Below are 20,425 nucleotides of genomic sequence, written 5' to 3'. Positions count from 1 at the left end.
CGGACGAGAGTTCCATGGTGCGGGTGACGATGCGCATACGGCAACTCGCGCAGCGTATCGACCGGCTGCGGTAAGACTACCCGACCAACGGCAGCCGGTCTCTACCGCCGGAGCAACCGATGCGAGGACAGGCGAACGGGTGAATTTGCATGGCGTGCATTTTTGCATAGCATGCATCTTCATGAGCCTTCCGGAAGACCCACCCCTCGGTCTGCGCGAACGCAAGAAGCGCGCGACCCGCGACGCCCTCGCCGACACCGCGCTGCGCATGGCTGCCGAGCGCGGCCTCGAGGAGGTGACGGTGGAGGCGGTCACCGCAGAGGTCGGCGTCTCGGTGCGGACGTTCTTCAACTACTTCGGCCATCTGGACGACGCGATCCTCGTCGCCGACCCCGACGGCACCGAGCGCGTCCGCCGGGCGATCACCGGGTCCACGGCCGGAGGCACCACCCTCTCGGTGCTGCGCGAGGCGCTCTCCGCGGAGCTGACCCACATCGAGGAGGGCCACGGCCGCTGGGAGCTCCAGTGCACCGTGCTGGAGCACACCCCGTCGCTCTTCCCCCGGTTCCTCGCGGCGCGCGGCGCCGACGAGCAGGCCCTCATCGCCGCGGTGGCCGAGCGGCTGGGCGTGGGAGTCGACACGGATCTGCGGCCACGCCTCCTGGTGCACACCACCCTCGCCGCGGTGCGGGCCGCCGTCGAACTGTGGACCGCCACCGGACGCGCTCGGCCCCTCAAGGCCTTCTACGACGAGGCGTTCACCGAACTGGCCACCGCGCTGCAGGGCTGACGGCGCCCCGCCCGGGACGACCCCGTCCTCCACTCCCGTAGCAACCGCCCCTCAGAGAACCGAGGTACGCCCACCGATGTCCGCTGCCCTGACGCCCGCTCCCGAGGCGCCTCCCTCCATGACGAGACGTCAGATAATCCAGGCCATGTCCGGCCTGATGGCCGGGATGTTCGTGGCCATCCTCGCGTCCACCGTCGTCGCCAACGCACTGCCCCGTATCATCACCGACCTGCACGGCAGCCAGTCGTCGTACACCTGGGTCGTCACGGCGGAGCTGCTCGCCATGACCGCCACGGTACCCATCTGGGGCAAGCTCTCCGACCTCTACGACAAGAAGCTGCTCATCCAGCTGTCGCTGGGGATGTTCGTCATCGGCTCGCTCGTCGCCGGGTTCTCGGACAGCGTCACCGTCCTCATCGTCAGCCGTGTCGTCCAGGGCATCGGCGCCGGCGGCCTCACCGCGCTCGCCCAGGTCGTGATGGCCTCGATCATCCCGCCACGTGAACTCGGGCGCTATTCGGGCATGTTCGGCGCCGTGTTCGCCGTCGGCACCGTGGCGGGCCCGCTGATCGGCGGGGTACTGGTCGACACCTCGTGGCTGGGCTGGCGCTGGTGCTTCTTCATCGGCGTACCGTTCGCGCTGCTCGCGATCGTGCTGCTCCAGCTCACGCTCGACCTTCCCGTCGTCCGCCGCAAGGTGAAGATCGACTATCTCGGCGCGTTCCTCATCATGGCCGGTGTGAGCGCCCTGCTGCTGTGGATCACGCTGGCCGGCAGCCGGTTCGACTGGTGGTCGTGGCAGACCGGGGCCCTCGTCACGGCCGGTGTCGTGCTGATCGTCCTGGCCGTCCTGGTGGAGTCCCGGGTCGAGGAACCGATGATCCCCCTGGACATCTTCCGCAACCGGACCGTCGCCCTGACCACCGTGGCGAGTCTCCTCGTCGGTGTGGCCATGTTCGGCGGTACGGTCTTCCTCTCGCAGTACTTCCAGATCTCGCTCGGCAAGTCGCCGACCGTCGCGGGGCTGATGAGCCTGCCGATGATCCTCGGCCTGATGGTCTCCACCACGGTGGCCGGCCAGATCATCACCAGGACGGGGAAGTGGAAGGGCTTCCTGATCGCCGGCGGCGTCATCATGACCGCGGGCATGGGCCTGCTGGCCACGATCGGCACGGACACCCCGTTCTGGCTCCTGGCCCTCTACATGGCGGTGCTCGGCATCGGTGTCGGCATGCTGATGCAGAACCTCGTGCTCGCCGCGCAGAACGACGTACCGGCCGCCGAACTGGGCGCGGCCACCTCCGTCCTGTCCTTCTTCCGCAGCCTGGGCGGCGCGATCGGCACCAGCGCGCTCGGTGCCGTCCTGGCCCACCAGGTGACGAAGGAGCTGGAGAAGGGGCTCGGTGGTGCGGCGGCAGCGGGGGGCGGCGGCAGCCACGCCATCCCCGACCTCACGGCCCTCCCCGCTCAGGCGCGCGAGGTCGTGGAGCAGGCCTACGGCCACGCGACCGCCGACGTCTTCCTGGTCGGCGCGCCGTTCGCGTTCCTGGCGCTGGTGGTGGTGCTGTTCATCAAGGAGAAACCGCTCAGGACGCAGAGCGGTCTGGAGCGGCTGGCCAAGGAGAGCAAGCAGCCCTTCACACCGTCGCCCTGAGCCGCGCGTGGGTACCGGGCCACTGCCGCGCCCGCCTTCCACCGGCCGGTGGAGGGCGGGCGCGGAGGCCGTCGGCCTGCCCGGCGCGGAACCTCGCCCCTCCACGGACCCGGTCATCCGGCGGCCGGGTGCGGCTCTCTTCCCCCGCCCTCGGCCCCACCGGTCTCCGTCACTCGGCCCGCAGCCGCCGCCACACCGCCTTCGCCGCATGATGGCCGGACATGCCGTGCACCCCGGGTCCCGGCGGGGTGGCCGAGGAGCACAGGAACACCGCCGGATGCGCGGTCGCGTACGGGACGCGGGCGAGCTTGGGCCGGATCACCGTCTGGAGCCCCGCGAACGCCCCGGTGGCGATGTCCCCGTCGACGTAGTTGGCGTTGCGCGCCGCGAGCTGGGGCGGGCCCGCGACCGAACGGGCGAGGACGAGATCGCGGAAACCGGGGGCGAACCGCTCCAGTTGGCGCTCGACGACCTCCGTCGCGTCACCCTCCCAGCCGGCCGGGACGTGACCGTACGCCCAGAAGACGTGGCGGCCCTCGGGCGCGCGGGACGGGTCGACCAGGCTCGGCTGGGCCGTGATCAGGAACGGGACGCTCGGGTCGCGTCCCGTCACCGCGGCGCGCAGGGCGGCGTCGATCTCACCGGCCGTGGGGCCGATGTGCACGGTGCCGGCCCGGCGGGCCTCCGGTGCCGTCCAGGGGACCGGGCCCGACAGCGCGTAGTCGATCTTGAAACAGGAGGCGCCGTAGCGGTAGCGGCGGTAGGCGCCGCCGAGCCCGGCGATCCGGGCGAGCGCGGCGGGTGAGGTGTCGAACACGTACGCGCGGGCGGGCGGGAGCTCGTCGAGGCGCTTGACCTCCGTGCCCGTACGGATGGTGCCTCCCTGTTCGCGGAGGTAGGAGGCGAGGGCGTCCGAGATGGCCTGCGAGCCGCCACGCGGCACGGGCCAGCCCTTCTCGTGCGCGGCGAGCGCGAACAGCAGGGCGATCCCGGTCGTGGCGATCCCGCTGGTCGGCGCGATGGCATGCGCGGCGAGCCCGGCGATCAGCCCGCGTGCCTTCTCGCCCCGGAAACGCCGGGAGGCGAGTGCGGCGGGCTGGAGGGCGTCCAGCCCGAACCGCACCCAGCGGTACGGGTCCCGGGGCAGCCCGTCCCAGGGGGTGCGCAGGAAGTCCTCGGCGAGGGTGTCCCAGTGGCCGAGGTAGGGCGCGACGAATCTGCGGTACGCCCCCGCGTCGTGCGGGCCGAGCGTGCTGGCGCTCTCCCCCACCGACGTGGTGAGGACGGCGGCGGAACCGTCGGGGAAGGGGTGCGCGAGAGCCAGCGGCGGCTGTACCCACTCCAGGCCGTGGCGGGCGAGCGGCATCGCCGCGAAGGCGGGCGAGCCGATCGCCAGGGGGTGCACGGCCGAACACGGGTCGTGGCGGAAGCCCGGGAGGGTGAGCTCCTCGGTGCGCGCACCGCCTCCGACCGTCTCCATGGCCTCGAAGACCTCCACGGCGAAGCCGCGGCGGGCCAGTTCGGCAGCGGCCGTCAGTCCGTTGGGTCCCGCCCCCACGACGACGGCATCCAGCATCGATGGCACCTTCGGACTCCTTCGTCAGCCGACGGCCAGGACGTCCAGGATATTCGGGCGCACGGACAACGGGGCCGCGGGTACTGTCCCGTACGATGAGCAGCGATCCGGTACTCCCTCCCGCCGTCGCGTCGACGGCCTCCCGGCTCGCCCGGCAGCCCGGTGTCAGGGCCGTCGTGCTGGGCGGAAGCCGGGCCCGCTCCGCACACCGTCCGGATTCGGACTGGGACCTCGGCGTCTACTACCGCGGCGCCCCCGACACGGTGGGGCTGGCCGCCCTGGCGTCCGAGGCGCAGGGATCCCCCGTCGAGGTGGCCGGTCCGGGCGGCTGGGGTCCGTGGGTGAACGGGGGCGCGTGGCTGACGGTGGACGGGCTCGCGGTCGACTGGATCCTGCGCGACCTGGACCGGGTGGAGGCCGTCTGGTCCGACTGCCGGGAGGGGCGCTTCGAGGTGGGCGTCCAGCCGGGCCACCCGCTGGGCTTCTGGTCCCCCTGCTACGCCGGCGAGGTGGCGCTCGGCCGCGTACTCCAGGACCCCTACGGCGAGTTGGCGTCCCTCCAGGAGGAGACCCGCACATATCCGGAGCCCCTGCGCCGGGCACTCGTGGAGGCGGCGTGGGAGGCGGACTTCTCGGTGGCCGCGGCCCGCAAGTCGGCCGGGTCCGGGGACACGCTCCACGTGGCCCTCTGCCTGTCGAGGGCGTTCGGCGTTCTCGCCCAGTCCCTCCACGCCCACCACCGTGTCTGGTGCCTGAACGAGAAGGGCGCCCTCGCGGCGGCGGCCGCTCTTCCGGACACGCCCGAAGGCTTCACGGACAGGGTCTCGGGCGCCCTGCGCGCCCTGGATCCGGACGCGGTGGAGACGGCGGCCGGTGTCGTACGGGAGGTGCGGGAGGTGCTCGGCGGGCCGTGAGTATCGGGCCGGGCGGGACGCCGCGGACCGGCCCGGGGCCCGCGGCTCAGACGCCGGCGCGCAGGGCGTCCAGGACCCGTCGGGCCGTCGCCGCGTCCCGGGCCGCCGTGAACGGCAGGTCGTTGCCGCCGGTGAGGCGGTACGGGGCGCCGGAGAGCGTGGCCTGGGCCCCGCCCGCCTCGGTGACCAGGAGCAGGCCCGCCGCGTGGTCCCAGGCGAACTCCCAGTTGAAGGCGACGGCGTCCTGCGCGCCGCTGGCGACGGCGAGGTACTCGAGGCCGGCCGATCCGCACGCGCGGGCGTCGATCCCCTCGGTGTGCAGGCCGAGCAGGGCCCGCTTCTGGGCGTCGGAGGTGTAGTCCGGGTGGGACATCGCCACCCTGAGCACGGCGCCGGGCGCGGGCGAACCGCTGTGCAGGGGTGTGCCGTTGAGCGTGGCACCCCTGCCCCGCACGGCCACGGCGCACTCGCCCAGCACGGGGGCGTACGTCCACGAGGCGAAGACCTCGCCGTGGTGCGCGAGGGCCACCAGCGTGCAGAATCCGGGCTCGCCGTGGACGAACTGGCGGGTGCCGTCGACGGGATCGACGATCCACACGGGGGCGTCGCCGCCCAGTGCCTCGTACACCGCCGGGTCGGCGTGCACCGCTTCCTCGCCCACGACGACCGAGCCGGGCAGCAGCCTGGTCAGGGAGGCGGTGAGGTGCTCCTCCGCGAGCCGGTCGGCGGCTGTCACGAGGTCGTGCGGGCCGCTCTTCTCGACGATCTCGTGCGCGGCGAGCTGTCGGTAGCGCGGCAGGATCTCGTCGGCGACCGCGGCGCGCACCGCCGCCTCGACCTCGGTCAGGTGTCCGGCGCTCTCGGCAAGGAAGTCATCGATCATGTGTCCAGCTAAGCACGCGGGGCCGCCGTGTTCCGCGGAGGGCACTCAGCGGCCGACGGCGTACCCCTGCATGCCACGCGGGTTGGCGGCGGCCGACAGCACCCCGGTCCCCGGATCGCGGGCGACGGCGCCCAGCCGGCCCTCGGACCACGCTTCGCCGACCACCACGTCGTGGCCGCGTCGGCGCAGTTCCGCGACGATACGCGGGTCCGTCTGCTCCTCGACGCTCACGCCGCCGGGGCGCATACCTCGGGGGTGGAAGGAGCCGGGGAAGCTCTCGTTGTGCCAGTTCGGGGCGTCGATGGCGCCCTGCAGGTCGAGGCCGCCGCGTACCTTCGGGCGCAGGGCGACGGCGAGGAAGAAGTGCAGCTGCCACTGGTCCTGCTGGTCGCCGCCCGGCGTGCCGAACGCCATCACCGGCACGCCGTCGCGGAGCGCAAGGGACGGGGTCAGGGTGGTGCGGGGGCGCCGGCCCGGGGTGAGGGTGTTGGGCAGGCCCTCCTCCAGCCAGGCCATCTGGAGCCGGGTACCGAGCGGGAAGCCGAGCTCGGGCACGACCGGGTTGGACTGGAGCCAGCCGCCGCTGGGAGTGGCGGCGACCATGTTGCCCCACCGGTCGACGATGTCGATGTGACAGGTGTCGCCGCGGGTGGTGCCGTTCCGGGCGACGGTCGGTTCACCAGCCCCGGGCGCCTCGGGGCCCGTGACGTGCAGTCCGGAGGCGACGGCACGGACGTGCTCGGCGAGGACGGGCGTGCGGCCTCCGGGGCTGCCGGGGCGCAGCTCGTGGGAGGCCTCGGCCGCGATCAGGGCGCGTCGCGCGGCGTTGTACCGCTCGGAGAGCAGGTCGTCCAGGGGTACGTCGGCGGCGTCGCCGTACCAGGCCTCCCGGTCGGCCATGGCGAGTTTGCAGCCCTCGATGAGGAGGTGGACGTAGTCGGCCGTGCCGTACGCGGGCAGTTCGGCGGGGAGCAGGGCGAGCTGCTGGAGGAAGACGGGCCCCTGGCTCCAGCCGCCGGCCTTGGCCAGGGTCCAGCCGTTCCAGTCGTAGGTGACGGGCGCCTCGTAGGACGCGGACCAGCCCGCCAGGTCGGCGGCGGTGAGCGTGCCGGTGTGCCGGAGGCCGCTGGTGTCCATGGTCGGCACCCCGGCCTGGCGGACCAGGGCCTCGGCGATGAAACCCTCGCGCCAGATCGTCCGGGCCGCCTCGATCTGGGCGATGCGGTCGTTCCCGCCGGCCGCCTCCGCCTCGGCGATCAGCCGGCGCCAGGTCGCGGCGAGCGCCGGGTTGCGGAACAGCTTCCCGGGGGCCGGGGGTGTACCGCCGGGCAGGTAGACGTCGGCGGAGGAGGTCCACTCGGTCTCGAACAGCTCGCGGACGGCCTCCACGGTCCGTCCCACCCGTTCGACGGGCGGGTGCCCGTGTTCGGCGTACCCCACGGCGAACCGCAGGACCCTGGCGAGGCTCGACGTCCCGTGGTCGCGCAGCAGCAGCATCCAGGCGTCGAACGCCCCCGGGACGGCGGCGGCGAGTGGGCCCGTGCCGGGGACCAGACCGAGGCCGAGCGCCCGGTAGTGACCGGCGCTCGCGCCGGCGGGCGCGGGCCCCTGCCCGCAGAGCACCTGGACCTCGCCGCCGTGCGGGGCCAGGATCACGGGGACCTCGCCGGCGGGCCCGTTGAGATGGGGTTCGACGGCGTGCAGGACGAACCCGGCCGCGACGGCCGCGTCGAAGGCGTTGCCGCCGTCCTCGAGCACGGCCATGGCGGACTGCGAGGCGAGCCAGTGGGTGGAGGACACCATGCCGAAGGTGCCCTGGAGGGTGGGTCGGGTCGTGAACATCGTGCATCACCTTGCCCGTTGCACCTGTCGAGCGGTCCGATCACGGCTCACGACCTCGCAGGGGGAGACTCTGACGAGTCTCCCCCTGCGAGGTCGTTCACCTGACAGTCGAGCAGGCTGTCGACCGCCTGCAGCGCCCCGGCGACGGCCGTCAACTCATCCGATCCAGGGCATTCTTCGACCAGGAGGAGACCCCGTGCCCGGAAAGAGAACGCTGCTCAGATGCGCAGGAGCTGGTCGCCGGCATCCCGGTAGCGCCGCAGAGCCAGCCGCAGCTCCTCGGTCCGGGCCTCGGTGCCCTGCCCGTGCCAGCCCGCGCGCAGTTCGCGCCTGCGCTCTTCGAGCGCCTCCGTCAGATCCGCCACGATCCTGTCGAAGGCGCTGTCGGCCTCCTCGACCGCACGGCGCGGATCCTCGACGAAGTCGGTGACGGCCTGGTGCATGCGCAGGGACAATGCCTCCCTCCCCTCGGGAGGCAGCAGGGCGGGGCCGCTGTGCGCACCCTCCGGCCGGGCGCCTGACGCATCCGTTCCGGGGGCGGCCGTGGCGTCCCGGCCGGTGGCTTCCGTGCCGGGCCTCGGGGTCCCTCTGCGCGCCGGGTCTACGGAGTGGAGCGCCCCCGGCGTGGTGGTGTGCGGTGCGGGCCCGGTGGTGGGCTCGGGGATGTGGGATACGGGCTCGGTGACGTGCGGCGCGTCCGGCCCCGTACCCGGGTGCTGCTCCAGGTGCTGCTGCTGCACCACGGGGGCTTCCCTCGGCGGCGGGCCCTGCTGGAAGCCGTCGCCGGTGCTGGGCTGCCGTGGGTGCCGCGAACCCGGCCCGGCCGGGGAGCTCCCGTCATCGGGTAGTGCGATGCGTTCGGTGTCGTGCGTCATGCCGCCGTCCTTCCGTGGGTTCCGTGTCGGCCTGTCTTCCCGAGGCCCGGGCGGGCGTGCTCGGCGGGCGTGTCGCCGAGCAGTACGTCGAACAGCGCCCGTGCCTCGACCAGCGCCTCCCGCAGTTCCTCCGTGCTGCTCCTGTCGCGCACCGCGCTGTGCACCTTGCGGTACCCGTCGATCTGCCGGGCGTGGTGCACGGAGAGCGCGGCCGTCTGCTCGTCGAAGTCGCCGTCCGGGAAACCCCGGTCGCGGGCCAGGCGTGCCAGCAGCGCGTCGGCCTCGGCCACGGCCTCCTGCGGCGAGTCGACGAACATCTCCTGGACCATCGTCCAGCGGCCGGCGTATGCCTCGCGGGCTTCGGGGCTCAGCGGCCGCTCATGCAGCGACCCGTGCAGCCTCACCCGCTCGGCGAGTTCTTGCTCAGCGGCCTTCGTGTCCCCGCCGTGCCGGGCAACCGTACGGTCGTACTCGGGCCCGAAGCGGCGGTGCAGGCCCTGGCCCCCACCTCTCCGGGCGCGGACGAGGAAGTATGCGATCGCTGCCACGAGGACGACGGCAACGATGATCACCACGGTCGTCGTCATGTCGGACGCTCCTGTCGGTCGACGCTCGATGCGTCCTGCAGTCCCACGTTCGTCAACTCCTCCTGGATCAGGCCCGTCCGGTGCTCTTGCCCGGCGGTGCGCAAGCTGCGTGTACCCTCTTTTCTCCGTTTATGCATTCTTTCGAGTGGGTTTTGATCGTCTGCGCTCATCAGGGGCCCGCCCATGGTCCGGCGCAGCCCGCACTGCCGTACCGCGCACCGGGAGCCGACGGGCCCGGCCGCGAGGAACAGCCTCGCGGGGTCCCCTGCGCCGGTCGACCGGGGCGGCAGGCCGCGCCGACCACCCGGCCGACGGAGGAGCCGCAGCCGCGGTGCCGGAGTGGACCGGCAGGACCTCGCATCCACCCAGGGTCGGGGCTCCGGGCCTCCAAGAGGCCGCTCGCGCGGGCCTGGGACATCGCGAAGGGTCCCGGTGCCCTGCAGCACCAGGACCCTTTCGACGCACTGCACGCGCGCAACCGACGCGCACACGGCCCGCGCGGGCCCGGCGCCGCGGCGGGCGGCCTCGGGAGCTTCGCCCGGCGCACGACGGGGGGCGGTCAGTGCCGCACACCCTCCTTGGCGCCGCGGGCCTTGCCGCGGGTCTCCAGGGCGGCTCCCTTGACCGCTGTGGTCTCGTTGCCCATCGCGTGGGCCACCTTCCGCACGGCCTTACCGACAACCTGCTCCGTCTTGGCCTTGGCCTTCTCTCCGGCACTCATGTCGGTCCTTTCGTAGGGGCTCACTCATCCGCCTGCCCCTGGCCCGGGGCCGGAAACACCCGGATCGCGACGCGAGGCCGCGTGCGCTCCTGTTCCGGCGTCCACGGGACCGCTGCCCACCGGTTCTCCGGCGAACCGGTGAACATCCACGCCACACTCCCCGGCAGCGGCGTGCCGCCCCGCCGGGGTGCTTGACTTCGGGTGCGTGGGTTCACCTGCCGCGGTTCGGCGCGGGCGGGCAGCGCATCGGACATCGGGGAAGGAAGAAGATCGCCATGGACAGGAACGCGCTCATCGAGGCAACCGTCCGCAAGACCGGCGGGGCCGCCGGTCAGGTGTCGGCCCAGCACGTCGAACAGATCCTGGACGCACTGTTCGGCACGGTGGACCGCCCCGGGACCATCGCCGAAGGGCTCAGGAACGGCGAGACGGTATCCATCATGGGGTTCGGCGACTTCCATCTCGAAGGGGCACGCCCCACCCTGCGCCCGGGCCGTGCCCTCAACGAGTTCGTCGACGGTACGGTCGGCTGAGCCGGCCGGGGCGCCGCCGCCCGCTGTCACTTCTTCGGATCGTGGCCCCAGTTCATGAGGGAGTGGCGCCACCGCGTGTCGGTGATGTCACCTTCCGGCCGCTGCTTGCCGTGCCGGTGCACGTATCCGACGACCTTGCGCATGTGGGCGATGTCGTCGTCGGTGAGGTCGGCCTTCCTGGTCCGCAGCAGTGCGACGATCCGACGGCCCGACGCGTGCCCCACGCTCTCACCCGAGCCGTCGGACTGCCCGGCGTCACGTGACTCCGGTGTGCCGAGCCATTTCTCCATCTCGCCCGCCGTCATGTTGACGGCTTCGCCGAAGCTGCGCACGCTCTCGTCGCGGTCCCCGTCACCGCCGCCGGTCACGGCTTCCCGCCCTTCTTGCGCAAGGAGTCCGGCTTGTGGACCGCGTGCCCGCCGGACTTGTCGCTCTCGACCTCGTACTGCGGTTCGTCCTTCGAGGCGTCGACGGTATGGCCGGCCGCCTCGGTACGCTCGGTGATCTTCTTGCGCACCGTTCCCTGCACGGTCTGCCCGTGACTCTTCCAGGTGACGTCGTCGCCCTTGCGCAGCTTCTTGTCCTTGGCCATGGGGTGCCCGTCCTCTCGATCGGGTCCGCCGCAGGGGCGGGGGCCGGAGGCCGCACCTCCCATGATGGTGCCGGACCGCGCTCCGGTCATCCGCAGCCGATCGGCCGACCGGTTCCGTCACGAGGCACCCTGCTCCTCGGTGCCGCCGGGCGCGTCTGCGCGGCGCGGACGGGTTCGATGTGCGGCTCGGTGCCGCGGTCGGAGCGGTAGCCGCCGTCCTGCTCCTGGAAGACGCCGGTCAGCCGGGTGGAGCAGGATCCGGACGTGTTCGGGTCCAGGAGGAGTACGCCGGTCAGCTTCCTGAAGCGTGCGGAAAAACACCGAGCGCTCGCGTAGAGCGGGCCCTGTCCGGGCGGCGAGCCCTCCCGGGCCGGACAGGCCGGCCTTCCCGGTCGACGGCCCGGCACGGGCGTCGGCGGTGACGCCGGAGGTGACGGTGGCGGCGGCGCTGGATTAAAGGGCGCGTCCGCAGCGTTGTGCCTGCTCAGGGCCGCTTCGGCCCGTTCGCGCGGAAACGTCGGCACATCGGAGGCTGTGGTGCACGGTGAGTACAAGATCCCGGGCGGCAAGCTCGTGGTGGTCGATCTGGAGGTCCAGGGTGGCGCACTGCGGAACGTGAGGGTGGCCGGCGACTTCTTCCTGGAACCCGACGAGGCCATCCTCGCCATCGACGCGGCCCTGGAAGGGGTTCCCGCCCACACGGGTACCTCCGCGCTCGCCGCTCGCATCGAAGCCGCCCTGCCCCCGGGAACGGTGATGCTCGGGCTGACCGCCGAGGGCGTCGCGACGGCCACCCGGCGAGCCCTCTCGCAGGCCACCGAGTGGCGGGACTACGACTGGCAGCTGATCCGGGAGGCTCCGCAGTCCCCCGCGCTCCACATGGCGCTGGACGAGGTCATCACCAGGGAGGTCGCCGCGGGCCGCAGGCCGCCCACCCTGCGGGTCTGGGAGTGGGCCTCCCCCGCGGTGATCATCGGCAGTTTCCAGTCCCTGCGCAACGAGGTCGACCCGCAGGGCGCCGCCCGCCACGGCGTCACCGTCGTGCGCCGGATCTCCGGGGGCGGGGCCATGTTCGTGGAGAGCGGCAACACCATCACGTACTCGCTGTCGGTCCCCGCCTCCCTGGTGGCCGGTCTCTCCTTCGCCGACTCCTACGCCCATCTCGACGCCTGGGTGCTGGAAGCCCTCGGCGACATGGGCATCAAGGCCTGGTACCAGCCCCTCAACGACATCGCCACCGAGGTCGGCAAGATCGCGGGCGCCGCCCAGAAGCGGATGATCGGCCCGGACGGCGGGCCCGGCGCCATCCTGCACCACGTCACGATGTCCTACGACATCGACGCCGACAAGATGCTGGACGTCCTGCGCATCGGCAAGGAGAAGATGTCGGACAAGGGCACCGCCTCCGCCAAGAAGCGGGTCGACCCCCTGCGGCGTCAGACAGGCCTGACGCGCGAGGCGGTCATCGACCGCATGGTGGAGTCCTTCCGCGACCGCTACGGGCTCACCCCGGGAAGCATCGGCGCCGAGGAACTGGCACGGGCGCGGGAGCTGGCCACCACGAAGTACAGCAGCACGGAGTGGACGGCGCGCGTGCCGTGAGAGCACCCTGGCACCCCCGGCCCCTAAAGGTTGTTGCAGAACGCCTGGGATAGGGCATTCCTCTTCTATGGGTGGGGTGTTGCGGGCTGAGCCGTTGTGGGTGGAGACGTTCACTGGCTTGCGGATGGGCCGGTTCGAGAAATTGGTGAAGGTAGTACGGGAGCGGGGAGGAAACGGTCCCGGCGGTGGGCGCCCGTGGTGCCTGCCGCTGGCGGACCGGGTCCTCCTGGTGGCTGTCTACTACCGGACCAACCTCACGATGCGCCAGCTCGCCCCGCTCTTCGGGATCTCCCCGGCCACCGTTTGCCGGGTCATTCATCGCCTGCGGCCGCTTCTCGCGCTGGAGCCGGCGCCGCGGCCGGTAGCGGATGTCGAACGGTTGTGGATCGTGGACGGAACCCTGGTCCCGGTCCGCGACCGCAGGGTCGCCGCGTCCTCCCGTAACTATCGGTTCTCGGCGAACGTGCAGGTCATCATCGATGCGGACAGCCGCCTGGTGATCGCCTCAGCCCGTCCCGTCCCCGGGAACAAGGCTGACGCGCATGCCTGGCGGAAGTCGGGCCTGCCCGCCATCGCGGCCGGGACAACGGTCATCGCAGACGGCGCCTACCTGGGAACTGGCCTGATCGTCCCGCACCGCAGAAGAGCCGGACGCCCACTCCTGCGCGGCCAGGAGGAGGACAACGCCGAACACCGACGCGTCCGCGCCCGCGTCGAGCACACCTTCGCCCGCATGAAGAACTGGAAAATCCTCCGCGACTGCCGCCAGAAAGGAGACGGACTCCACCACGCCGTCCAAGCCGTCGCCACCATGCACAACCTCGCCATGACAGGCTGAACCAGCAGGTCAAACGCCATCCCGGCCTGCCCACTCCCACCCTTCTGCAACAACCTTTAGGGCGCGTTTCGAAAGTCCCGTCTGCCCGGCGGCGTCTGGCACGCACACTCGCCGCGTTGTCGGGATCGCCCCGATACACCGGTATCGAGGCGACCCTCCGCCTTGCGATCGCACGCACCGGACGCCGCCGGGCCTGCCCTCCGGGCAGACGACGCTACTTTCGAAACACGCCCGAGGCGCCCGTCCCCCGTACCCGCGGGGGCGGGCGCCCTTCGCGGTACGGGGGACGGGACGAGCGCGCTCCGGTCCGCAGGCCGGGCAGCCGGGGACGCCCCGGCCGCCGGCTTGCACACCGTACGGGCAGGGGGTATACATGGAGCCAGAGGTACCCCCTAGGGGTATGCCGCCCACCTGAGGAGCTACGTCATGGGTGCGCCCACCACGACAGCAGCCGGCACCGCTGCGGTCGAGCTCGCCATCGGCGGGATGACCTGCGCCTCGTGCGCGGCCCGTATCGAGAAGAAGCTCAACCGCATGGAAGGCGTCGAGGCGTCCGTCAACTACGCGACCGAGAAGGCCAAGGTCAGCTTCAGCGGTGACGTCGAGGTGTCCGACCTCATCGCCACGGTCGAGGCGACGGGTTACACCGCCCACGAACCTGCGCCCCCCGCCGGGGCCGGGTCCACCGAGGGGGAGGGACGGGAGACCGACGAGCTCGCACCCCTGCGGCAGCGGCTGGTCACCGCCACCGTCCTCGCCGTCCCGGTGATCGCGATGGCCATGATTCCGGCGCTGCAGATCGAGTACTGGCAGTGGCTCTCCCTGACCCTGGCCGCGCCGGTCGTCACGTACGCCGCCTGGCCCTTCCACCGGGCCGCCTTCACCAACGCCCGGCACGGCGCGGCCACCATGGACACCCTGATCTCGGTCGGCACCTCGGCGGCCTTCCTCTGGTCGCTGTGGGCCCTGTTCTTCGGTACCGCCGGCACCCCGGGCATGACGCACCCCTTCGAGTTCACGATCGCCCGCGGTGACGGCGCGGGGAACATCTACCTCGAAGCGGCCGCCGGCGTGACCGCGTTCATCCTCGCCGGCCGGTACTTCGAGGCCCGCTCGAAGCGCAAGGCCGGCGCCGCGCTCAGGGCTCTGCTGGAGCTGGGAGCCAAGGAGGTCACCGTTCTCCGCGAGGGGCGTCAGGAGACCGTCCCGACCGCCGACCTGCGGGTCGGGGACCGCTTCCTGGTACGGCCGGGCGAGAAGATCGCCACCGACGGCACGGTGACCGAGGGCACCTCGGCGGTGGACGCCTCCATGCTCACCGGTGAGTCCATGCCGGTGGAGGTCGGCGCCGGTGACGCCGTGACCGGTGCGACGCTGAACGTCGGCGGCCGTCTCGTCGTCCGGGCCACCCGCGTCGGCTCGGACACCCAGCTGGCCCGGATGGCCCGGCTGGTCGAGGACGCGCAGAACGGCAAGGCCGCGGCGCAGCGCCTGGCGGACAGGATCTCCGCCGTCTTCGTCCCCGTCGTGATCGCGCTCGCGCTGGGCACCCTGGGCTTCTGGCTCGGCAACGGCTCCGGCCTGACCGCCGCGTTCACCGCCGCCGTCGCCGTACTGATCATCGCCTGCCCCTGCGCCCTGGGCCTCGCCACCCCCACCGCGCTCATGGTGGGCACCGGACGCGGCGCCCAGCTCGGCATCCTCATCAAGGGCCCCGAGGTCCTGGAGACCACCCGCAGGGTCGACACGATCGTCCTGGACAAGACCGGCACCGTCACCACGGGGAAGATGACCCTGCTCGCCGTCCACACCGCCGAGGGGACCGCCAGGACCGATGTCCTGCGCCTCGCGGGTGCCCTGGAGAACGCCTCCGAGCACCCGATCGCCCAGGCCGTCGCCACCGGCGCCACCGAGGAGACCGGCGCCCTGCCGGTCCCGGAGGACTTCGCGAACGTACCGGGACTGGGCGTGCAGGGCGTCGTCGAGGGCCACGCGGTGCTGGTGGGCCGCGAGAAGCTGCTCGCGGAGTGGGCGATGGAACTGCCCGCGGAGCTCGCCCTGGCCAAGCAGGACGCCGAGAGTGCCGGACGCACCGCCATCGCCGTCGCATGGGACGGCGAGGCCCGCGCGGTTCTGGAGGTCGCCGACGCCGTCAAGGACACCAGTGCCGAGGCGATCCGGCGGCTGCGTGCCCTCGGTCTCACCCCGATCCTGCTGACCGGTGACAACCGGACTGTCTCCGAGGCGGTCGCCGCGGAGGTCGGCATCGACGAGGTGATCGCCGAGGTCATGCCCGAGGACAAGGTCGACGTCGTCAAGCGCCTCCAGTCCGACGGGCGTTCGGTGGCCATGGTCGGCGACGGCGTCAACGACGCGGCCGCCCTGGCACAGGCCGACCTCGGTCTGGCCATGGGCACCGGGACCGACGCCGCCATCGAGGCCGGCGACCTCACCCTCGTACGCGGCGACCTCAACGCCGCCGCCGACGCCATCCGTCTCTCCCGCAGGACGCTCGGCACCATCAGGTCCAACCTGTTCTGGGCCTTCGCCTACAACGTCGCGGCCCTGCCGCTCGCCGCCGCCGGGCTGCTCAGCCCGATGATCGCCGGAGCGGCCATGGCCTTCTCCTCGGTCTTCGTGGTCGGCAACTCCCTGCGGCTGCGGGGCTTCAAGGCCGCGTGAGAGCGGGCGTGAGAGGAACACCCGGCGGCGCGTGACGCACCACGGGCGGGGCGGAGCACGACGCGGGCCGCCCCGGCAGGCGGAGGCCTGCCGGGGCGGCCCGGTGTGCGGGGCGGCCGCGCCGCGCCGGGGGTCAGCCCAGCGAGGCGATGGCCTTGTTGAAGGTCGCCGACGGACGCATGACGGCCTCCGCCTTCGCGGGGTCGGGCTGGTAGTAGCCGCCGATGTCGACCGGCTTGCCCTGAACGGCGATCAGCTCGTCGACGATGGTCTGCTCCTGCTCGGCCAGCGTCCTGGCGAGCGGTGCGAACGCCTCGGCGAGCGCGGCGTCGTCGGTCTGCTTCGCCAGCTCCTGGGCCCAGTAGAGCGCCAGGTAGAAGTGGCTGCCGCGGTTGTCGATGCCGCCGAGCTTGCGGCTCGGGGACTTGTCCTCGTTGAGGAACGTGCCGGTGGCCCGGTCCAGGGTGTCCGCGAGCACCTGGGCGCGCGCGTTGTCCGTGGTGGTGGCCAGGTGCTCGAAGCTGACCGCGAGGGCCAGGAACTCACCCAGGCTGTCCCAGCGGAGGTAGTCCTCCTTGACGAGCTGCTGGACGTGCTTGGGTGCGGAGCCGCCGGCACCCGTCTCGAAGAGGCCGCCGCCGTTCATGAGCGGGACGACGGAGAGCATCTTCGCGCTGGTACCCAGCTCCAGGATGGGGAACAGGTCGGTGAGGTAGTCACGCAGGACGTTGCCGGTGACGGAGATGGTGTCCTCACCGCGGCGGATGCGCTCCAGGGAGAACGCGGTCGCCTCCTCGGGCGTCCGGATGGAGATGTCCAGGCCGTCGGTGTCGTGGTCGGCCAGGTAGGTGGTGACCTTGGCGATGAGGTTGGCGTCGTGGGCACGGCCCTCGTCGAGCCAGAAGACGGCCGGGTTGCCGGTCGCGCGGGCACGGGTGACGGCGAGCTTGACCCAGTCCTGGATCGGGGCGTCCTTGGTCTGGCACATCCGGAAGATGTCACCGGCGCCGACGGCCTGCTCCAGCACGACGTCGCCGTTGCCGTCGAGGACCCGCACCGTCCCGGTGGTGGGGATCTCGAAGGTCTTGTCGTGGCTGCCGTACTCCTCGGCCTTCTGTGCCATCAGGCCGACGTTGGGGACCGAGCCCATGGTCGAGGGGTCGAAGGCGCCGTTGGCGCGGCAGTCGTCGATGACGACCTGGTAGACGCCCGCGTAGCTGCTGTCGGGAAGGACCGCGAGGGTGTCGGCCTCGTTGCCGTCCGGGCCCCACATGTGGCCGGAGGTGCGGATCATGGCCGGCATGGAGGCGTCGACGATGACGTCGCTGGGGACGTGGAGGTTGGTGATGCCCTTGTCGGAGTCGACCATCGCGAGGGCCGGGCCCTCGGCGAGCTCGGCCTCGAAGGACGCCTTGATCTCGGCGCCGACGTCCGGCACGGAGTCCAGGCCGGTGAGGATGCCGCCGAGGCCGTCGTTGGGCGTGAGACCGGCCGCGGCCAGCACGTCGCCGTACTTGGCGAAGGTGTTCGGGAAGAAGGCGCGGACCACGTGGCCGAAGATGATCGGGTCGGAGACCTTCATCATGGTGGCCTTCAGGTGCACGGAGAACAGCACGCCCTCGGCCTTGGCGCGCGCGACCTGCGCGGTGAAGAACTCGCGCAGCGCGGCGACGCGCATGACGGCCGCGTCCACGACCTCGCCCGCCAGGACGGGGACGGACTCGCGCAGCACGGTGGTGGTGCCGTCGTCGCCCGCGAGCTCGATGCGCAGCGCGCCGGCCTCGGAGATGACCGCGGACTTCTCCGTCGAGCGGAAGTCGTCGACGCCCATGGTGGCGACGTTGGTCTTCGAGTCGGCCGACCAGGCGCCCATGCGGTGCGGGTGCGCCTTGGCGTAGTTCTTGACCGACGCCGGGGCGCGGCGGTCGGAGTTGCCCTCGCGCAGGACGGGGTTGACCGCGCTGCCCTTGACCTTGTCGTACCGTGCCCGGACGTCCTTGTCCTCGTCGGTCTGCGGGTCGTCCGGGTAGTCCGGAAGCGCGTAGCCCTGTCCCTGGAGCTCGGCGATCGCGGCCTTCAGCTGCGGGATGGAGGCCGAGATGTTGGGCAGCTTGATGATGTTCGCGCCGGGCGTCCTGGCCAGCTCACCGAGCTCGGCGAGTGCGTCATCGATACGCTGGTCGGCCTTCAGACGCTCCGGGAACCCGGCGATGATGCGCCCTGCCAGGGAGATGTCACGGCGCTCCACCGTGACTCCCGCGGTCGAGGCGTAGGCCTCGACGACCGGCAGGAACGAGTACGTCGCCAGGGCAGGGGCCTCGTCGGTGTGCGTATAGATGATGGTCGAGTCAGTCACCGGGTGCTCCGCTCCACGTCTGCAACATTGCTTGACATCAAGATATCTCCTGCCCGCCCCCCTCTCCACAGGGGCCCGCCCCCTCTTCGGCCGGGAACAGCCGGGCGTCCGGGCCCCGGGGCGCGGCGGGCCCGGGGGGAATCCGGCGCCGTGTGCGCTCCCACCAGCCGCGACCCGTAGGCGGTGGGCACGGGCCGCGTCCGGGCCCGCGCACGCGGCCGGCCGCGCCGCGGCCGATATGCGCCCCGGCCGCGGCGCGAACGCCCGGCACCGGGACGGCGGTGGTCGGGCCGGTCAGCTTCCGGACGTCCGGGACGGGCCCGGGGCCGGCGGCCGGTGCTCGTACCAGCGCCGGTCGGCCTCCAGCTGGGCGGCGAGCGAGATGAGCCGCTCCTCGCTGCGGGAGGGTCCGAGCAGCTGGGCGCCGACCGGCAGGCCGTCTCCGGTGAAGCCCGCAGGGACGTTGACTCCGGGCCAGCCGAGGACGTTCCACGGCCAGGCGTACGGGCACGCGGCCGTCATGGCGAGATCGGTACGCCAGGCGCTCAGCCCGTCGAAGGCGCCGACGCGGGGAGGCGGGGCGGCGGTGGTCGGGGTCAGCAGCACGTCGTAGCCGGACGCGGCCGGGTCGAAGAAGGCGCCGAGCCTGCGGTGCTGGCGCACCTCCCGCGCACGGGCCGCCCGCACCACCCGGCCGCCGAGGCGGGTCCCGGTGCGCAGGGCGCTGCGGGTGCGCGGGTCCAGGAGCCCTGGTTCGGGGTGCCGCGCGGCCAGCTCGGCGATGCCCGCGGTGGCACGGGGCACGAAGGAGAGACCGATCAGTCCGTAGCGGGGGCGGGCCTCCTCCACGTGGTGGCCGAGACGTGCGAGGACTTCGGCGAGTGCGGTGACGGCGCGCAGGACCTCCGGGTGGGGCGCGTTCCGGGTGAGGGTGAGCGGCGGGCCGAGTGCGAGGCCGATCCTGAGCCGGCCGGGATCGCGTCGGGCCGCCGCCGAGGCGTCGACGGCCGGTGGACGGTGCGGGTCGTGGGGGTGCGCCCCCGCGGCGGCGTCCAGGAGCAGGGCCGCGTCGGCAACCGTACGGGCCAGGGGTCCGTTGACGGTGAGCCCCTGGAACGCGTCGCTGTGGGGGTGGACGGAGATCCGTCCGCGCTGCGGCTTGATGCCGACGAGGTGGGTCCAGGCCGCCGGGATGCGGATGGACCCCGCCCCGTCCGAACCGAGCGCGGCGGGGACCAGTCCGGCGGCGACGGCCGCGGCCGAGCCGCCCGACGAACCGCCGGGCGTGTGGGCGGTGTTCCACGGGTTACGGGTGGTGCCGAAGGCGTGCCCCTCGGTGAAGGCCCACTGGCCCAGTTCGCAGGAGTTGGTCTTGCCGACGATCACGGCCCCGGCGGCACGCAGCCGGCGGACCGCCTCGCTGTCGGCGGAGGCGGCCGGCAGGTGCCCGTCGCAGCCGAAGTAGGTGGGCATACCGGCGACGTCGGTGTCGTCCTTGACCGCGACCGGTACGCCGAGCAGCGGGAGCCGTTCGCCCGCGGCGAGCCGCCGGTCGGCCTCGGCCGCCTCGGCCAGGGCCGCCTCGGTGCGCAGCTGCCGGAAGGCGTTGAGGGTGTGGCGGCTCGCCTCGATACGGGCCAGCGCCGCGGCGACGAGCGCCTGGGAGGTCGATCCGCCTTCGGCGAGCTCCTGCGCCTGGGCCGCCAACCCCGGCTGCGGGGCCGCCCCGCTCGGCCACGTCCGTTCGGTGGGGTCTGCTGAGGACATCGCTGCCGCCTCCTCGCGTCCGCCGGAGCCCCGGTCTCCCGGGGCCGCCCCCGGAACCGCCCGTGTGGATCTACTGGAGAGTAACGAGGAGATGGGGTCCGCTCAAGCATGCCGTGGGGGGCGCCCCCCACCAAGGGGTCCGGCACATGAGCGCGGGAGGAGGAGCGGCGTCCGGCGCGTGCGGATGCGACGCGCGTGCGTGCCGGGCGCCGC

At 72.5% G+C, this 20,425-nt stretch carries 17 protein-coding genes; 7 read left to right on the top strand and 10 right to left on the bottom strand.

Going from position 1 to position 20,425, the window contains the following annotated elements:
* Positions 1 to 181 precede the first annotated feature (181 nt).
* Entirely contained in the window at positions 182 to 790 is a 609-nt protein-coding gene (locus BA175_RS02890) for a TetR/AcrR family transcriptional regulator (protein WP_069169599.1), read from the top strand.
* A gap of 76 nt (positions 791 to 866) precedes the next feature.
* Entirely contained in the window at positions 867 to 2,444 is a 1,578-nt protein-coding gene (locus BA175_RS02885) for an MDR family MFS transporter (protein ID WP_069169598.1), read from the top strand.
* A 169-nt stretch (positions 2,445 to 2,613) separates the two neighbouring features.
* Here the strand turns inward: BA175_RS02885 and BA175_RS02880 are convergent, their stop codons facing one another.
* Positions 2,614 to 4,029, bottom strand: coding sequence for a phytoene desaturase family protein (locus tag BA175_RS02880; RefSeq protein ID WP_069169597.1), 1,416 nt, complete (start codon positions 4,027 to 4,029; stop codon positions 2,614 to 2,616).
* Between the two features lie 86 nt (positions 4,030 to 4,115).
* On the opposite strand from BA175_RS02880, the gene BA175_RS02875 reads away from it, so the two are divergent.
* Positions 4,116 to 4,934: a nucleotidyltransferase domain-containing protein gene (locus BA175_RS02875; RefSeq protein ID WP_069169596.1), complete on the top strand. Its 819-nt coding sequence runs from the start codon at positions 4,116 to 4,118 to the stop codon at positions 4,932 to 4,934.
* 46 nt (positions 4,935 to 4,980) lie between these two features.
* On the opposite strand, the gene BA175_RS02870 is transcribed toward BA175_RS02875, so the two are convergent.
* From BA175_RS02870 to BA175_RS31005, 5 genes are all read right to left on the bottom strand, one after another.
* A complete protein-coding gene (locus BA175_RS02870) occupies positions 4,981 to 5,817 on the bottom strand; it encodes an inositol monophosphatase family protein (RefSeq protein WP_069169595.1) in 837 nt (278 codons plus the stop codon).
* Positions 5,818 to 5,862: 45 nt separating this feature from the next.
* On the bottom strand, positions 5,863 to 7,659 hold the full coding sequence (locus tag BA175_RS02865; protein WP_069169594.1) for a gamma-glutamyltransferase family protein: 1,797 nt from the start codon (positions 7,657 to 7,659) through the stop codon (positions 5,863 to 5,865).
* A gap of 218 nt (positions 7,660 to 7,877) precedes the next feature.
* Positions 7,878 to 8,534, bottom strand: a complete 657-nt coding sequence (locus BA175_RS02860) for a hypothetical protein (protein ID WP_069169593.1) — start codon at positions 8,532 to 8,534, stop codon at positions 7,878 to 7,880.
* Positions 8,531 to 9,121 (bottom strand): hypothetical protein, encoded by a 591-nt coding sequence (locus BA175_RS02855; RefSeq protein ID WP_069169592.1) that lies wholly within the window; start codon positions 9,119 to 9,121, stop codon positions 8,531 to 8,533. The genes BA175_RS02860 and BA175_RS02855 overlap by 4 nt, the downstream gene beginning before the upstream one ends.
* Before the next feature lie 559 nt (positions 9,122 to 9,680).
* Complete coding sequence (locus tag BA175_RS31005) at positions 9,681 to 9,842, bottom strand: hypothetical protein (protein WP_175420730.1); 162 nt, start codon at positions 9,840 to 9,842, stop codon at positions 9,681 to 9,683.
* 275 nt (positions 9,843 to 10,117) lie between these two features.
* Between BA175_RS31005 and BA175_RS02850 the strand changes: the two genes are divergently transcribed.
* Entirely contained in the window at positions 10,118 to 10,375 is a 258-nt protein-coding gene (locus BA175_RS02850; RefSeq protein WP_069169591.1) for an HU family DNA-binding protein, read from the top strand.
* Positions 10,376 to 10,401: 26 nt separating this feature from the next.
* Here BA175_RS02850 and BA175_RS02845 read toward each other — a convergent pair whose 3' ends face one another.
* Both BA175_RS02845 and BA175_RS02840 read right to left on the bottom strand, forming a co-directional pair.
* Positions 10,402 to 10,743 carry a DUF3140 domain-containing protein gene (locus BA175_RS02845; protein ID WP_079159352.1) on the bottom strand — a complete coding sequence of 114 codons (342 nt, stop codon included), beginning with the start codon at positions 10,741 to 10,743 and terminating at the stop codon, positions 10,402 to 10,404.
* Positions 10,740 to 10,967, bottom strand: a complete 228-nt coding sequence (locus BA175_RS02840) for a DUF2945 domain-containing protein (protein ID WP_069169590.1) — start codon at positions 10,965 to 10,967, stop codon at positions 10,740 to 10,742. The genes BA175_RS02845 and BA175_RS02840 overlap by 4 nt, the downstream gene beginning before the upstream one ends.
* Positions 10,968 to 11,504: 537 nt before the next feature.
* Between BA175_RS02840 and BA175_RS02835 the strand changes: the two genes are divergently transcribed.
* From BA175_RS02835 to BA175_RS02825, 3 genes are all read left to right on the top strand, one after another.
* The gene (locus BA175_RS02835) at positions 11,505 to 12,569 is read left to right on the top strand and encodes a lipoate--protein ligase family protein (RefSeq protein WP_069170298.1); all 1,065 of its coding nucleotides are present in this window, start codon (positions 11,505 to 11,507) and stop codon (positions 12,567 to 12,569) included.
* Between the two features lie 67 nt (positions 12,570 to 12,636).
* Positions 12,637 to 13,407: a transposase gene (locus tag BA175_RS02830; RefSeq protein ID WP_069169589.1), complete on the top strand. Its 771-nt coding sequence runs from the start codon at positions 12,637 to 12,639 to the stop codon at positions 13,405 to 13,407.
* Between the two features lie 426 nt (positions 13,408 to 13,833).
* Positions 13,834 to 16,089, top strand: a complete 2,256-nt coding sequence (locus tag BA175_RS02825) for a heavy metal translocating P-type ATPase (protein ID WP_069169588.1) — start codon at positions 13,834 to 13,836, stop codon at positions 16,087 to 16,089.
* A 133-nt stretch (positions 16,090 to 16,222) separates the two neighbouring features.
* Here BA175_RS02825 and BA175_RS02820 read toward each other — a convergent pair whose 3' ends face one another.
* Together BA175_RS02820 and BA175_RS02815 are read right to left on the bottom strand one after the other, a co-directional pair.
* The gene (locus tag BA175_RS02820; RefSeq protein ID WP_069169587.1) at positions 16,223 to 18,445 is read right to left on the bottom strand and encodes an NADP-dependent isocitrate dehydrogenase; all 2,223 of its coding nucleotides are present in this window, start codon (positions 18,443 to 18,445) and stop codon (positions 16,223 to 16,225) included.
* A 294-nt stretch (positions 18,446 to 18,739) separates the two neighbouring features.
* The gene (locus tag BA175_RS02815; protein WP_069169586.1) at positions 18,740 to 20,212 is read right to left on the bottom strand and encodes an amidase; all 1,473 of its coding nucleotides are present in this window, start codon (positions 20,210 to 20,212) and stop codon (positions 18,740 to 18,742) included.
* Positions 20,213 to 20,425: the final 213 nt, after the last annotated feature.

The organism is Streptomyces griseus (assembly GCF_001715295.1).
Classification (GTDB): domain Bacteria; phylum Actinomycetota; class Actinomycetes; order Streptomycetales; family Streptomycetaceae; genus Streptomyces; species Streptomyces griseus_G.
Note: the sequence above shows the minus strand (reverse complement) of the source record. Positions and strands in the feature narration are given on the sequence as shown.

Bases quoted from the DNA above. Each gene is read 5' to 3' on its own strand.
- BA175_RS02830 (WP_069169589.1), top strand. From the start codon at position 12,637: ATGGGTGGGGTGTTGCGGGCTGAGCCGTTGTGGGTGGAGACGTTCACT.
- BA175_RS31005 (WP_175420730.1), bottom strand. From the start codon at position 9,842: ATGAGTGCCGGAGAGAAGGCCAAGGCCAAGACGGAGCAGGTTGTCGGT.
- BA175_RS02890 (WP_069169599.1), top strand. From the start codon at position 182: ATGAGCCTTCCGGAAGACCCACCCCTCGGTCTGCGCGAACGCAAGAAG.
- BA175_RS02865 (WP_069169594.1), bottom strand. From the start codon at position 7,659: ATGTTCACGACCCGACCCACCCTCCAGGGCACCTTCGGCATGGTGTCC.
- BA175_RS02885 (WP_069169598.1), top strand. From the start codon at position 867: ATGTCCGCTGCCCTGACGCCCGCTCCCGAGGCGCCTCCCTCCATGACG.
- BA175_RS02870 (WP_069169595.1), bottom strand. From the start codon at position 5,817: ATGATCGATGACTTCCTTGCCGAGAGCGCCGGACACCTGACCGAGGTC.
- BA175_RS02860 (WP_069169593.1), bottom strand. From the start codon at position 8,534: ATGACGCACGACACCGAACGCATCGCACTACCCGATGACGGGAGCTCC.
- BA175_RS02875 (WP_069169596.1), top strand. From the start codon at position 4,116: ATGAGCAGCGATCCGGTACTCCCTCCCGCCGTCGCGTCGACGGCCTCC.
- BA175_RS02855 (WP_069169592.1), bottom strand. From the start codon at position 9,121: ATGACGACGACCGTGGTGATCATCGTTGCCGTCGTCCTCGTGGCAGCG.
- BA175_RS02815 (WP_069169586.1), bottom strand. From the start codon at position 20,212: ATGTCCTCAGCAGACCCCACCGAACGGACGTGGCCGAGCGGGGCGGCC.
- BA175_RS02850 (WP_069169591.1), top strand. From the start codon at position 10,118: ATGGACAGGAACGCGCTCATCGAGGCAACCGTCCGCAAGACCGGCGGG.
- BA175_RS02825 (WP_069169588.1), top strand. From the start codon at position 13,834: ATGGGTGCGCCCACCACGACAGCAGCCGGCACCGCTGCGGTCGAGCTC.
- BA175_RS02840 (WP_069169590.1), bottom strand. From the start codon at position 10,967: ATGGCCAAGGACAAGAAGCTGCGCAAGGGCGACGACGTCACCTGGAAG.